This is a genomic window from Pectobacterium quasiaquaticum (assembly GCF_014946775.2).
Lineage (GTDB): Bacteria > Pseudomonadota > Gammaproteobacteria > Enterobacterales > Enterobacteriaceae > Pectobacterium > Pectobacterium aquaticum.
Genome location: NZ_CP065177.1, coordinates 1 through 14,816, shown reverse-complemented (window position 1 = coordinate 14,816; position 14,816 = coordinate 1). Strand labels below are relative to the sequence as shown.

Sequence of the window (14,816 nt, the reverse complement as noted above, 5' to 3'; positions counted from 1 at the left end):
TTCAGCGATGAAGTCGTTAGTGAAATACAGCAGGGTGACAGGCGTATTACATATATACCCTAAATAATTCGAGTTTCAGGAAGGCGGCGAATGAGAGAATCCCGATGAGCTTACTCAAGTAAGTGATTCGGGTGACCGAATGGAGCCAACGCACATGCAACTTGAAGTATGACGGGTATAACGTAAAAAGCCGTGCGGCTAAGCACGGCTCTGTGACCAACGTTTTCCTGTAATCGCCGTTATAATTCAGTGCCGTTGCTGGCGATCACCTTCTTATACCAGTCGAAGCTCTTTTTCTTCGAGCGCTTGAACGTGCCAGTGCCATCATCGTGTTTATCCACGTGGATGAAACCGTAGCGTTTGTTGTACTGGCCCGTGGTGAACGACACGCAGTCGATGCAGCCCCACGGGGTATAGCCCATGAGTTCCACGCCGTCTTCCACAACCGCTTTCTTCATCTGATCGATATGCGCCTTGAGGTATTCGATGCGGTAATCGTCGCTAATGCTGCCGTCGGTTTCCACCTTGTCTACCGCGCCAAAGCCGTTTTCGACGATGAACATCGGTTTCTGATAACGCTCGTAGAAGCTGTTCAGCGTATAGCGCAGGCCAACCGGATCGATCTGCCAGCCCCACTCCGATGCCTTCACATGCGGGTTCTTCACGCCGCCGTCAAAGCCCGTAATCGCATCTTCCTTTTTCTGGCCTTTTGCCGCCAACTGCACCGCGCTGCTCATGTAGTAGCTGAAGCCCAGATAGTCCGTGCAGCCTTCGCGCAGCGTCCGTTCGTCTTCCGGCTGCATATCAATCTGATAGCCTTTGCGCGCCCACTCTTTCAGGATGTAAGACGGGTAGTAACCACGCAGTTGCACATCACCGAACAGGTGGCGTTGGCGCATCGCTTCCTGGGCAAACATCACGTCATCTGGATGGCATGACCACGGATAGATCGGCACCAGCGCCAGCATGCAGCCAATTTTGAAATTCGGGTTAATTTCATGACCCAGCTTCACCACTTTCGCACTGGCGACAAACTGGTGGTGCAGCGTTTGGTACATCGCCTGCTCTGGCTTGTCGTGATCGGTAAAAATCACGCCGGAACAGCAGTAGCCAAACAGCGGATACTGCCAGTTACGCTGGTTATTGATCTCATTGAAGGTCATCCAGTATTTCACTTTAGACTGATAACGCTTCATAACCACTTCGCTGTAGCGGACAAAGAAATCCACCACTTTACGGTTCAGCCAGCCGCCGTATTGCTTAACCAGATGATGTGGCATCTCGAAGTGAGACAGCGTAATCACTGGCTCGATGTTGTATTTCAACAGCTCATCAAACAGGTCGTCATAGAATTGCAGACCGACTTCATTCGGCTCCAGCTCATCGCCATTGGGGAAAATACGCGTCCAGGCAATCGAGGTGCGGAAGCATTTGAAGCCCATTTCGGCGAACAGGGCAATATCCTGCTTATAGTGGGAATAGAACTCCACCGCCTGATGGTTTGGATAACTGACACCAGGCTGTACGCCATCGGTAATCACACGGTCAACGCCGTGAGCACCGCCGGACAGGACATCACAAATGCTGACGCCTTTGCCGCCTTGATCCCAACCACCTTCAACTTGATGCGCCGCTACCGCGCCGCCCCACAGAAAGTCTTTCGGTAATTGTTCAGCAGACATCTTGTTTCCTTTTCGTTAGTTCAGATTTACATGTTGTTCATTTACAATCGGTTTAATGGATAGATTGTTTCAGGGTGGAGATTTCCCGATGCAGTTGAATCAGCTCCTCCACCAGCTCACGGCATAGCATCGCGTTCATCAGGTGATCTTGCGCGTGAACCAGAATCAGGTTGACCGGGATTTTTCCGCTGCCCTCATCGGCACCAATCAGGGCAGTCTGGATTTGATGGGCTTTACGCGCCACCACAGAAGCCGTGTTAAGCAGTTCCTCAGCCCTGTCCCAGTCGTATTTTCTGGCGGCGATCAGCGCTTCCATCGAGCTGGAACGTGCCTCTCCCGCATAGATAATCAGTTCCATTACTGTCGTTTCATCAAGAATGGTTTCATCGCGCATCACTCACTGCCTCCTCTGCCGTCCCCACTTCTTGTGCGACCAGCTGACGTTCATACATTTTGAAGAAGGGGTAATAGATTAAGGACGAAACGACAATCAGTACCCCCACCAGCACCACCGCACGCCAGTCCCACCCCGTAGACCAGGCTGCGCCAATCGGGCCCGGCGTTGTCCAGGGTGCAAGAGAAATGACGCGGTGTACCAAATCGGTTTTTAATGCGATATAAGCAAGGATGGCGTTCACCAGCGGCGCGGTAATAAATGGGATGAACAGCAGCGGGTTCATCACGACGGGTGAACCAAAAATCACCGGTTCGTTGATGTTGAACATGCTTGGCACCACGGCCAACTTGCCGATGGAGCGCAGGTGAGCAGAACGGCTACGCAAGTAGAGAAAGACCAGCCCCATGGTCGCTCCCGAGCCGCCCACCGTAATGAAGAACTGCCAGAAGGGTTCAATAAAAATTTTGGTGATCGGTGCGCCCGTGTTAAACGCTTCCTGATTGATCCCTAAGTTAGTCAGCCAGAACGCCTGCAAAATGCCGCCGACGATAACCGCCCCGTGAATCCCAGCAAACCACAGCAGATGGCAGAGCAGCACCGCGATCAGGATGGCGGGGAGCGAGTCGGATGCCGAGATAATCGGCGCGAAGACGGCCATAATCGCCTGCGGTAACAACATGCCGAACTGGCTCTGCATAAACAGGCTAAGCGGGAAAAGCGTCAGGAAGATAGCAAGAATCGGGATCAGCAGATCGAAAGACTGGCGGATTTTCGGCGGTACCTGTTCAGGCAGGCGGATACCAACATTGTGCTTCTGCAAAAAGTGCATCAGTTCCGTCGAATAGATCGCCACGATAATCGCGGTGAAAATTCCCTCGCCGCCCAGCGACCCGACCGGCAGGCTTTTGTCGATTTGCGGCGCCGCAACGACCATAAACGACATCAGCGCCAGACTGGCCGCCATAAAGCCGTTCATTTTATAGCTCTGTGCCAGGTTATAAGCGATGGCGCTGGTGATATACACCGCCATAATGCCCATCGTCATGTTATAGGGCATCATGATTTGTTCGCCGTGGCGTTCCACCATCCCCAGCCACCACTGTGCAAAAGCCCATTCACTATTCGGGCTAAAAGGTGGATGAGCGAATAACATCATAAAAGAGCCAACAATTAAAAACGGCATCGAGGCAATGAAGCCATCTTTAATGGCAACGACATGACGCTGGCTGGAAAGTTTAGCCGCAATGGGGCTAATACGGTTTTCGATAACGCTGAATAATGACTCGCTTAATTTACTCATTATTCCTCCCGTTATATTACGCGATCATCGCCAGGGCATCGTTAAGGACTTTTTCCCCATTCATCATGCCGTAATCGACCATATTAATGACCGCGATCGGCTTCGCTTTCTCGTCAGCTATCGCCTTGAATTCAGGCAATTTATACTTAATCTGCGGCCCCAGAAGGCAGCAATCATATTCATCAATTAGCTCATTAAACTCTTCAAAACCCACGGCTTTTATCTCAACAGCGATCGCATTTTTCTCGGCGACCTTTTCCATCCGCTGTACCAGCATGCTGGTAGACATTCCTGCTGCGCAACAGAGTAAAATCTTATTCATACTGCACCTCACCGTCCGTTTTTTTATTATTCAAGCAAGACACAAAATAATATGCAACCGGTTTCATATTGTTTTTACTATTTTTTGAAGGCGATCATAAATAGCGCAATCGGGGAATATTTTTATCCCTACACTTGTTATTGGTGATAAAAAAGGAGGATTTTTCCCTATAATGACGACATCAGGCAGTACAGGAGAGCGAGAAAGTACGATGGTAACCATGCTCGATGTAGCGAAAAAAGCCGGTGTATCCAAAGCCACCGTATCACGCGTGCTGACAGGGAATAACTACGTCAGTAAAACCACGCGGGATCGGGTATTCCAGGCGATTGAAGAGATTGGCTACCGGCCCAACCTGCTGGCGCGCCAGCTCGCCACGAGCAAATCGCAAATTATTGGTTTGGTTGTGACCAACACGCTGTACAGCGGCCCCTATTTCAGCGAATTGCTGTTCCAAACGGCAACCATGACGGAGAAATACGGGCGGCAGCTCATCATGGCAGATGGCAAGCACAGCGCGGAAGAAGAGCGCGAAGCGATCCAGTTCCTGCTCGATTTACGCTGCGATGCCGTCATTATCTATCCGCGTTTTCTCTCTACGAATGAACTGGAAGAGATTATCGAACAGCACGATCAGCCGATCATGGTCGTGAACCGCACACTGCATCAGCACGGCGATAACGGCATCTGCGCCAATCACCAGCAGCACTGCCATGATGCCGTCAATTACCTGATAGCACAGGGCCACCGTGATATCGCCTTTGTCTGTGGATCGGCGAACTCCCCCACGGGTACAAGCCGACTGGCGGGCTACCGGCAGGCGCTGGAGGAAAACGGGATTCCCTATAATGACGGGCTGGTTGCACCAGGTGACTGGACCCATGACAGCGGCTATACGGCGGCACAAATCCTGCTTCAGCGGTCTGCCACCTTCAGTGCGCTCGTCGCCAGTAATGACGATATGGCGATTGGCGCGGCCAAAGCGCTACGCGAACACGGCCTCGCGATTCCGCAGGATGTCTCGCTACTGGGGTTCGATGATTTACCGATGGCATCATGGTTCTACCCGCCCCTCACTACCGTGCATGTGCCCGTCGCCGAGATGATCAGCTATACCCTTGAGAAACTGCTGTGCCGACTGGAAGGTGAAACCATCGCGCCTACGCCAGCCTTCAAAGGCGAATTGATTATCCGCGATTCCGTCAACAAAGGCCCTGCCGCCTAATCCTCGCTCACGCAGTGAGGCGTCCTGCCTCACTGCTATCTTGATTTAAGTACCACCTGATTTGTGACATTTTCGTGAATAATCTAAAGACATAGTGTTTCTCGCCGATAATTTATTTGTGACTTACATCACAAATAATGACGAGTCGCGCAAGGGAATGACGCCAAAACAGAAAGGAAGACAATCGATTGATTCTTTTATGAAACAAGGTGCCTACAGGCGCTTATATCCTCGAGGATATTACGCATATGTCTACAACACTGTTACCGGTTAATCACAGCAATCTACCCATTCATTCCTCGCCAACCGCGTTAAGAAGAAAACTCAGCACACGGATGCTGATGCTCCTGGCGGGCGTCACCACCATCGCACTCGGTTTTATTCTCACCATCGGCCTGCTGATTTGGCAATCTGGCCAGCAGCAAAAGACCATCGCACAGCAGTATCTTGAGCAAACGGCGTATACCAACAGCTACCTGATTCAGCAAAAACTGGATGTCGCACTCCATGCGGCACGTAATTTGGTGCAGAGCGTGGTCAGCCTGCAAGAAGCAGGTAACGCCGATCGAAAAACTGCGGAGACACTGCTGAAGAATGCGCTGAAGAGTCATCCCGACTTCCTTTCGATGTCGCTGGCGTGGGAACCCGATGCGTTTGACGGCAAAGATCGGGAGTTCGCCAGTCAACCCGATCAGGACCCGCAAGGCCGCTTCGTCCGCTATGTCGATCGCGATACCGCAGGCAACGTTGCTCTGCATAATCTGGTGGATTATGAAACGCCCGGCAGCGGCGACTACTATCTGCTACCGAAAAAGCTCCAGAAAGAAGTGATTCTGGAACCGTATAGCTACCCCTACAACGGCGTCGATGTCCTGCTGACCTCCATTGCCGTGCCTATTATCATCAACAACAAATTTTACGGCTCCGTCACCGCAGACTTTTCGCTGGATACACTGCAACGGCTCGCTAATGACATCAAACCCTATAAAGGCTCAGGCTATGCACAGCTGCTGTCCCACACGGGTGCCTATATTTCTCATCCCGACAACGCTCGGGTGACCAAAAAAATTGAAAATGACCCAACGCTGCTTGAACATGCCACCACCGGTCAGCCTTATCAGATCGAACGTAACAGTGCCGTGCTGAACACGCCGGCGTTTAACGTGTATGTGCCAGTAAAAATCGGCGATACCGGTACGCCTTGGATGCTCGGCCTGTCTGCTCCCGTTAATGTGGTGATGGCGGAAACGGTGCAGCAGCGCAACATGGCGCTACTGCTTATAGTGCTGAGTATCGTGGTCGTTTCCGGCGTACTGGGCATCATCTTTAACCACAAGGTTGCCCGTCCTATCGGCGGGGAACCCGCTCAGGCCGCGCAGATCGCGCTATCCGTGGCACAAGGGGATTTAACGCAAATTATCCCCGTGCAGCCAAAGGACGACGGCAGTATTTTTTACGCAATGCACACCATGCAGGCACAGTTGAGAGATATCGCCGAGCAGCTAATTAGCACCAGCGAATCCGTCAGCCACGGTGCGACGGAAATTGCGGCAGGCAACATCGATCTTGCTTCGCGCACCGAGCAGCAGGCAGCGGCGTTGGAAGAAACCGCCGCCAGCATGGAACAGATTACGGCGACGGTGAAACAGAATGCGGATAACGCCCATAACGCCACAACTCTGGCGCAGAACGCGGCCCACATTGCCCAGAAAGGCGACAAGATTGTCGGTCAGGTTGTTCATATAATGAATGAGATCGACGACAGTTCGAAGAAAATTGCCGACATTACCAGTATCATCAACGGCATCGCGTTCCAGACCAATATTCTGGCACTCAACGCGGCGGTGGAAGCGGCCAGAGCGGGCGAACAAGGGCGCGGTTTTGCCGTTGTTGCCAACGAGGTACGTAATCTCGCGCAGCGCAGCGCCAGTGCCGTAAAAGATATCACCGCGCTGATTACAGAATCCGCCAGCCGCGTCGACAGTGGTGTCACGCTGGTGCAGAACGCCGGTGAGACCATGCAAGAAATGCTGAGTGCCGTCACGTCGGTAAAAGACATCATGGATGAGATCGTCTCAGCGTCGGATGAACAATCGCGCGGGATCAGTCAGGTGACACAGGCCGTTCACGAGATGGATGGTGTCACCCAACAGAACGCCGCGCTGGTGCAGGAAGCCACGGCGGCGGCAGCGTCACTGGAAGAACAGGCCAGACAGCTCGCGCAAACGGTGCTGGTATTTAAGCTCTCGTAATCACCATTTCTTCCTTCACCAACTCACCCGCACGGGCCGGAAACGGCCTGTGCGTTATTCCCAGCGTGGACAGCAATCCTCGAACGAATCTGACCAAATACCCCCCAAATACGATTTACTCGTCATGCCATTCTCTCCCTATTCTGCCGAAAAGGCGGGTATCAATATTCGCCATAGATGATATAAGTAATAGGCTAACCTTATGATCCATTTGCCAGGGAGTGACGCCCTGTTCCTGCGCCAGCTCTCACGATAATAAAATCTACAGACCTGTAAGCTGCAAAAACAACATGAAATTCATAAAACTACCGCTACTAGCGCAAATCTCATCAGCGCATCTGGTGAGTCACTTCCATATGATGGTGCTGCCCGCGCTCATTCCGCTGCTGTCAGCCCAGCGTGATATTAGCTTTGTCGAGCTCGGTTTTGCGCTCAGCGTATTCAACATTGTCTCCGCCTGCGTGCAGACACCGATTGGTTTTATGGTGGACCGTATCGGCGCACGCCGTACGTTAACCGCCGGGATCACGCTCGGAAGCCTCTGTTTTCTCTCGCTCGGTTTTTCAGGCAGCTACGTTTGGCTGGTCGCCGCGATGGGACTCGCTGGGGTAGCGAACGCAGTTTACCATCCGGCGGATTACGCCTTGCTGTCGCGCGGGATTGATGAGAAACGCATGGGCCGCGCGTTCTCGGTGCATACGTTTTCCGGCTTTCTGGGCACGGCCATTGCGCCCGGTATTTTGCTGTCCGTTGCCGCCTTTTCCGGCATCAGTAGCGCATTCATCGTTTCCGGCGTTCTCGGCTTGCTGACGATACCGCTGCTTCTGACCGATCGCGATGAGCCCATCCGAGTGAAACCTGCGGCAGCAACAGGCACCCAGCCGAGCAAATCGCGCGCACCCGTTTTCACGCTGCCGATTCTGGCGCTGCTCATTCTGTTCCTGCTGCTGAATTTAAGTACGGGTTCAATCCAGAACTTCTCGGTGACGGCGTTAGTCACGGGCTACGATTTGTCGCTGTCACAGGCTAACGTGGCGCTGACCGCATTCCTGTTCGCCAGCGCCTTTGGCGTATTGGCTGGCGGCTCATTGGCAGATAAAACTAAACGCCACGGGCTGGTGGCGACGGCGGCGTTAGCCGTCACCGCCGTGCTGGTCAGTATCGTTGCCATGTATTCTTTACCCACCGTTGTGCTCGTGCCGTTGTTGGCCGCCGCTGGTTTCCTCTCCGGCATGATCGCCCCTTCTCGGGATATGCTGGTGCGCGCCGCCTCTCCGCCGGGCGCGGAAGGACGAGTATTTGGGATTGTCTCCACCGGTTTCAACATTGGCGGTGCCGCAGGACCGGTTCTGTTCGGCTGGCTGCTGGATCACGGCCATCCTCACGCCATTTTCTGGTCTGCCGTTATCTTTATGCTGATCACGTCTTTCATCACCCTGCTACAGGAAATGCGCAGCGCTAAACGACGTGCGCTAGCCTGATAAAAAGATATAAAAAAGCCAGCTCCGTAGGGAACTGGCTCAGGTTGCTGATAAACCGATCGAGCGGTCAGAATCTATCTAAATCAGATATCGATATTCATTGCCTTCAAGGCGTTCTCTTCGATAAACGCACGACGCGGTTCAACCGCATCACCCATCAGGGTCGTGAACAGCTCATCGGCAGCAATGGCATCTTTCACTGTTACACGCAGCATGCGGCGGCTAGCCGGATCCATCGTGGTTTCCCACAGCTGATCCGGGTTCATTTCACCCAGACCTTTATAACGCTGTATGGTTAAGCCACGGCGGGACTCTTTCACCAGCCAGTCCAGCGCTTGTTCAAAGCTGGCAACCGGCTGGCGACGTTCGCCACGTTCGATGTACGCATCTTCTTCAATCAGGCCACGCAATTTTTCACCCAACTGATTCAACTTGCGGTATTCACTACCCGCCACGAAGCCTGCGCCCAGAGGATAATCGGTATCCACACCGTGCGTGCGTACGCGCAGTGCCAGTTCGAATACACTACGCTCTTCGTCGTGGTGAATCACAAAGCTGTACGTACTGCCGTGCACTTCGTTTGCGTTCAGGCTGCTAACCAGCGATTCCGCCCACGCCTGTACTTTTTCACGCTCGCCTAAATCGGCTTCGGACAGCGTAGGCTGATAGATCAAACGGTTCAGTAACGCACGCGGGAAGCGGCGTTCCATGCGGCCAATTTGTTTCTGCACGGCATAATGCTCAGAAACCAGTTTTTCCAGCGGTTCACCCGCCAGCGCAGGCGCTTCAGCATTGGTGTGCAGCGTCGCGCCGTCCAGCGCCAGTGCAATCTGGTACTGATCCATCGCTTCATCGTCTTTGATGTACTGCTCTTGCTTGCCTTTTTTCACCTTGTACAGCGGCGGTTGCGCAATATAAACGTGACCACGCTCAACAATTTCAGGCAGTTGGCGATAGAAGAAGGTTAACAGCAGGGTACGGATGTGCGAACCATCGACGTCGGCATCGGTCATGATAATGATGCTGTGATAGCGCAATTTGTCCGGGTTGTATTCATCACGGCCAATACCACAGCCCAGCGCGGTGATCAGCGTCGCGACTTCCTGCGAGGAAAGCATCTTGTCAAAACGGGCTTTCTCGACGTTCAGGATTTTACCTTTCAGCGGCAAAATCGCCTGATTCTTACGGTTACGCCCCTGCTTAGCAGAGCCACCCGCCGAGTCCCCTTCCACCAGATACAGTTCAGACAGTGCTGGGTCGCGTTCCTGACAGTCCGCCAGCTTGCCAGGCAGGCCAGCCAGATCGAGCGCACCTTTACGACGCGTCATATCACGCGCTTTGCGCGCCGCTTCACGGGCACGTGCGGCATCGATGATTTTACCGACCACAATTTTGGCGTCTGACGGATTTTCCATCAGGTAATCCACCAGCTTTTCGTTCACCAGCGATTCAACAGCGGTTTTCACTTCGGAAGAAACCAGCTTGTCTTTGGTCTGCGAGGAGAATTTCGGATCGGGTACTTTCACGGACACCACGGCAATCAGCCCTTCACGCGCATCGTCACCGGTGGCGCTGATTTTGGCTTTCTTGCTGTAGCCTTCTTTATCCATGTAGTTATTCAGCGTGCGGGTCATCGCGGCACGGAAACCGGCAAGGTGCGTACCACCATCACGCTGCGGAATGTTGTTGGTAAAGCAGTAAATGTTTTCCTGGAAGCCATCATTCCACTGCAACGCCACTTCAACACCGATGTCGTCTTTCGTCATCGAGAAATAAAACACGTTCGGGTGGATTGGCGTCTTGTTACGGTTCAGGTAATCAACAAACGCCTTGATGCCACCTTCATAATGGTAATGATCGGCTTTATCTTTCTCACGCTCATCAATCAGGCGGATAGAGACGCCGGAGTTCAGAAACGACAGCTCACGCAGACGCTTGGCTAGAATTTCATATTCGAATTCCAGCACATTGGTGAACGTCTCATGGCTCGGCCAGAAGCGTACCGTCGTACCGGTTCTGTTGGTTTCACCCGTAACAGCCAGCGGAGCCTGCGCCACGCCGTGTTTATAGGTTTGTTCGTGAAGTTTTCCGTCGCGGTGAATAACCAGTTTCAGTTTTTCTGACAGGGCGTTAACCACGGAAACCCCTACGCCGTGCAGGCCACCAGAGACTTTATATGAGTTATCATCGAATTTACCGCCTGCATGCAGCACAGTCATGATAACTTCAGCCGCGGAAATCCCTTCTTCTTCATGAATGCCAGTAGGAATACCACGACCATCATCCTGCACCGATACCGAGTTATCAGCATGGATGGTGATGATAATGTCTTTACAATAGCCAGCGAGTGCTTCGTCGATAGCGTTGTCCACAACCTCGAATACCATGTGATGCAGGCCGGTACCGTCGTCCGTATCGCCGATATACATACCTGGGCGTTTACGTACCGCATCCAGCCCTTTCAATACCTTGATACTTGAGGAGTCATAAGAATTCGACATCAACGTTTCTCGCTCATTTTAGTCCTGTGATTGAACCGTTATTTTACCCTGTTCTACGCGGAACATCTTGCCCTTTTCACCAACCATGTCCTCTATCTGTTCAGCGCTCACGGCACTGACAAAAACCTGTGCATGGGTGGCTTTTAACCGTTCAGCCAGCAAACGGCGGCGGGTACTATCCAGTTCGGAAGCAAAATCATCGATCAGATACAGACAGCGCAGTCCGTTCTGACGGGTGAGAAATTCACCCTGAGCCAGCCTCAGCGCACACATCAGCAGCTTGAGCTGGCCACGGGACAGCATATCCTCGACCGCCACGCCGCTGGCGCGGATGCGGAAGTCGGCTTTATGCGGTCCCAGCGCCGTATAACCTAATATACGGTCGCGTTCGAACTGCCGTTCCAGCAGTTCGGCGTACTCACTTTCTTTATCCCAGCCGCGCTGGAAAGAGAAACTGAGCGAAAATTCAGGCAAAAATTGCGTACAGGTCGTGGCAATATCATTGGCAATCGCCTCAGCGTATTGCGCACGCCATTCGCTGATACGTTCTGCCAACGGCGCCAGTTCCTGATCCCAGGCTCTAAGCTGCCCATAGTGACTCACCTGACGCAGCGCTGCATTACGCTGGCGCAACAAACGCTTCATGTTGCTCCAGGCCGCGAAAAAGCCGGGTTCATTATGGAAACAGCCCCAGTCGAGAAAGGCGCGACGAAATTTCGGGCCGCCGTTGAGCAGGGTAAATCCTTCTGGGGTGATCAGTTGTATCGGTAGCAGTTGCGCCAGTTCAGCGATTTTATGACCGTCGCTGCCGTCAATCCGCACTTTGCTGTCACCCTGACGGTTTTTGCTTAACCCGACGGATCGCTCCGTTTCGATACCGTCAATACGACCATGCAGCACAAATTCCGGCTGATCGTGACGAATCACGCGTCCCGCCTGGATGCTACGAAACGCTCGCCCGTGCCCGAGCGTATAAATCGCTTCCAGCACGCTGGTTTTACCGCTGCCGTTGGCGCCGACCAAAAAATTAAAGCCAGAAACCAGCGCCAAATCGGCCGCCTCAATATTGCGGAAATCTTTGATGAGAAGACGAGTAAGGGCCATGTTGCAGTTATCTTAATGATGAAAGGGCAAGTCAACTTGCCCGATAATTCTACAACCGCATTGGCATGACGACATAGGCCGCGGCTCGGCTGGCGCTATCTTCGATTTGCACGCTGGAAACGGAATCGGTCAGCAGTAAACGCACACCTTCGCATTTCAGCGCATTTAGCACATCCAGTACATAGCTCACGTTAAAGCCGATTTCCATCTCGGTGCTGTCGTATTGTACATCCAGAATCTCTTCGGCTTCTTCCTGCTCTGGGTTGTTAGCAGTAATTTTGAGCTGATTCTTAATTAGATGCAGACGCACACCGCGGAATTTTTCATTCGATAAAATCGCCGCACGGGAGAAGGCCTGCTTGAGCAGATCGCAGCTGGCTTCCAGTGTTTTATCTGGGTTCTTCGGCAATACGCGGCGATAATCAGGGAAACGACCATCAACGAGCTTCGACGTGAAAATGAAGTCACCGACATGCGCACGAATATTGTTGCTGCCGATTTGCAACTGCAGCGGGGTATCACCACCATCCAGCAGACGCACCAACTCCATCACGCCTTTACGCGGCACGATCACCGAATGTGATGGTAAAGATTGGCCAACCGGCATGGCGCAAACCGCCAAACGGTGACCATCGGTCGCGACCGTGCGAAGCTCTTCGCCTTCGGTTTCAAACAGCATGCCGTTGAGGTAATAGCGAACATCCTGATGCGCCATCGAAAACTGCGTCGCTTCGATCAAACGCTTCATCGTCGCCTGCGGTAGAGAGAATTCAACCTCGCTCTGCCAGTCGTCCAGATTAGGGAAATCCGCTGCAGGCAGCGTGGACAGCGAGAAACGGCTGCGGCCGGAGCGCACCAGCATGCGATCGCCATCCAGCATAATCGTGATTTCCGCGCCCTCCGGCAGACCCCGGCAAATATCAAACAGTTTGCGGGCAGGGACGGTCGTGGCACCCGGTTCATGCGGTTGAGTCAGCGCGACCTTCGCTACCATCTCCATTTCCAGATCGGTACCGGTCAGCGACAGCACGCCTTCCGTCACCTGAATCAACAGGTTGCCCAGAATCGGTAAAGTCGGTCGGCCGCCCAGCGGGCTGCTGACCTGTTGTAATGGCTTTAACAGACGTTCGCGTTCAACAATAAATTTCATAGTGTTATGACGATAGAGTTCTGATTAAATTGGAAAAATCTTCTTTGATGTCGTGGCTTTCTTCACGCAACTGCTCAATCTTGCGGCAGGCATGCAACACCGTCGTATGGTCACGCCCGCCAAAGGCATCGCCGATTTCCGGCAGGCTGTGATTCGTCAGTTCTTTCGCCAACGCCATCGCCATCTGGCGCGGACGCGCCACCGAGCGGGAACGACGTTTAGACAGCAGGTCAGCTACCTTGATTTTATAGTATTCCGCCACGGTCTTTTGAATATTGTCGATAGTAACCAGTTTTTCCTGCAACGCCAGCAGATCGCGCAGCGCCTCACGCACAAAATCAATGGTGATCGAGCGGCCGGTAAAATTAGCATTTGCGATAACGCGGTTCAGTGCGCCTTCCAGTTCACGCACGTTAGAACGCAGGCGTTTGGCAATAAAGAACGCCACTTCGCCAGGCAGACGAATATCGTTTTCATCCGCTTTCTTCATCAGAATCGCCACGCGTGTTTCCAGCTCTGGCGGTTCAATCGCGACCGTTAACCCCCAACCAAAGCGGGATTTTAGGCGATCTTCCACGCCGTTGATCTCTTTCGGGTAGCGGTCAGATGTCAGGATGATTTGCTGGTTACCTTCCAGCAACGCATTAAAGGTATGAAAGAACTCTTCCTGCGAACGCTCTTTATTAGCAAAGAATTGGATATCATCGATCAGCAGTGCATCAACAGAACGGTAGTAGCGTTTGAATTCTTCAATCGCATTGTTCTGCAACGCTTTAACCATATCCTGCACGAAACGCTCGGAGTGCATGTAAACCACTTTCGCATTGGGCTTGCGGGCAATGATGCCATTCCCCACCGCGTGCAATAAGTGCGTTTTACCCAAGCCAGTGCCGCCGTAAAGAAACAGTGGGTTATATGCGCCACCAGGGTTATCGGCCACCTGACGTGCCGCTGCGCGGGCTAACTGGTTCGATTTACCCTCAACGAAATTATCAAATGTATGCTTGGGGTTCACATTCGAACGGTAGGTATGCTCTGCCTGTACAGGCGAGTTATCCCAGCTTGGCCGTACCGGAGCCGTACGCACTGGCTGCTGCCGTGTCACGCTGACAGGAGTGTGATGCAACTGCGCAGGCTGGCTTACCGTCTGAACCAACGGTTTACTTCCCACTTCGAAACGCAGTAAAGGGGCATCCGTCCCGCAGAAATCATTCAGCAAAATATTTATATTATTTAAGTATTTATCACGGACCCAATCCAGCACAAAGCGATTGGGGGCGTAGAGCGCCAGAGTGTTATCACTCAGCTCCGCCTGCAACGGGCGTATCCACATACTGAATTCTGTGGCAGGTAACTCATCCTGCAAACGGGCAAGACACTGCTGCCAAAGCGAAAGTGACAC

General features: G+C 52.8%; 11 protein-coding genes. 3 read left to right on the top strand and 8 right to left on the bottom strand.

The window, feature by feature from the left end:
• Positions 1-239 precede the first annotated feature (239 nt).
• From IG609_RS00055 to IG609_RS00040, 4 genes are read right to left on the bottom strand one after another with little or no spacing between them, the layout of a single operon-like run.
• A complete protein-coding gene (locus IG609_RS00055; RefSeq protein ID WP_193397258.1) occupies positions 240-1,682 on the bottom strand; it encodes a 6-phospho-beta-glucosidase in 1,443 nt (480 codons plus the stop codon).
• A 52-nt stretch (positions 1,683-1,734) separates the two neighbouring features.
• Positions 1,735-2,076, bottom strand: coding sequence for a PTS lactose/cellobiose transporter subunit IIA (locus tag IG609_RS00050; protein WP_193397259.1), 342 nt, complete (start codon positions 2,074-2,076; stop codon positions 1,735-1,737).
• On the bottom strand, positions 2,066-3,379 hold the full coding sequence (locus IG609_RS00045; protein ID WP_193397260.1) for a PTS sugar transporter subunit IIC: 1,314 nt from the start codon (positions 3,377-3,379) through the stop codon (positions 2,066-2,068). The genes IG609_RS00050 and IG609_RS00045 overlap by 11 nt, the downstream gene beginning before the upstream one ends.
• A gap of 16 nt (positions 3,380-3,395) precedes the next feature.
• Positions 3,396-3,701 carry a PTS sugar transporter subunit IIB gene (locus IG609_RS00040; protein WP_193397261.1) on the bottom strand — a complete coding sequence of 102 codons (306 nt, stop codon included), beginning with the start codon at positions 3,699-3,701 and terminating at the stop codon, positions 3,396-3,398.
• A 211-nt stretch (positions 3,702-3,912) separates the two neighbouring features.
• Here IG609_RS00040 and IG609_RS00035 point away from each other — a divergent pair, with 211 nt between their 5' ends.
• The 3 genes from IG609_RS00035 (at position 3,913) to IG609_RS00025 (ending at position 8,659) form a co-directional block, all read left to right on the top strand.
• A complete protein-coding gene (locus tag IG609_RS00035; RefSeq protein ID WP_180787271.1) occupies positions 3,913-4,926 on the top strand; it encodes a LacI family DNA-binding transcriptional regulator in 1,014 nt (337 codons plus the stop codon).
• A 248-nt stretch (positions 4,927-5,174) separates the two neighbouring features.
• Positions 5,175-7,178 (top strand): methyl-accepting chemotaxis protein, encoded by a 2,004-nt coding sequence (locus IG609_RS00030; RefSeq protein ID WP_431040724.1) that lies wholly within the window; start codon positions 5,175-5,177, stop codon positions 7,176-7,178.
• 290 nt (positions 7,179-7,468) lie between these two features.
• Positions 7,469-8,659, top strand: a complete 1,191-nt coding sequence (locus IG609_RS00025; protein WP_119870765.1) for an MFS transporter — start codon at positions 7,469-7,471, stop codon at positions 8,657-8,659.
• An 83-nt stretch (positions 8,660-8,742) separates the two neighbouring features.
• Here IG609_RS00025 and gyrB read toward each other — a convergent pair whose 3' ends face one another.
• From gyrB to dnaA, 4 genes are read right to left on the bottom strand one after another with little or no spacing between them, the layout of a single operon-like run.
• A complete protein-coding gene (gene gyrB / locus IG609_RS00020) occupies positions 8,743-11,160 on the bottom strand; it encodes a DNA topoisomerase (ATP-hydrolyzing) subunit B (RefSeq protein ID WP_102117963.1) in 2,418 nt (805 codons plus the stop codon).
• Positions 11,161-11,178: 18 nt separating this feature from the next.
• Positions 11,179-12,264: a DNA replication/repair protein RecF gene (gene recF, locus IG609_RS00015; RefSeq protein ID WP_193400316.1), complete on the bottom strand. Its 1,086-nt coding sequence runs from the start codon at positions 12,262-12,264 to the stop codon at positions 11,179-11,181.
• A 49-nt stretch (positions 12,265-12,313) separates the two neighbouring features.
• Positions 12,314-13,414 carry a DNA polymerase III subunit beta gene (gene dnaN, locus IG609_RS00010; protein ID WP_116164523.1) on the bottom strand — a complete coding sequence of 367 codons (1,101 nt, stop codon included), beginning with the start codon at positions 13,412-13,414 and terminating at the stop codon, positions 12,314-12,316.
• Positions 13,415-13,418: 4 nt separating this feature from the next.
• Positions 13,419-14,816, bottom strand: coding sequence for a chromosomal replication initiator protein DnaA (dnaA, locus tag IG609_RS00005; RefSeq protein ID WP_102117966.1), 1,398 nt, complete (start codon positions 14,814-14,816; stop codon positions 13,419-13,421).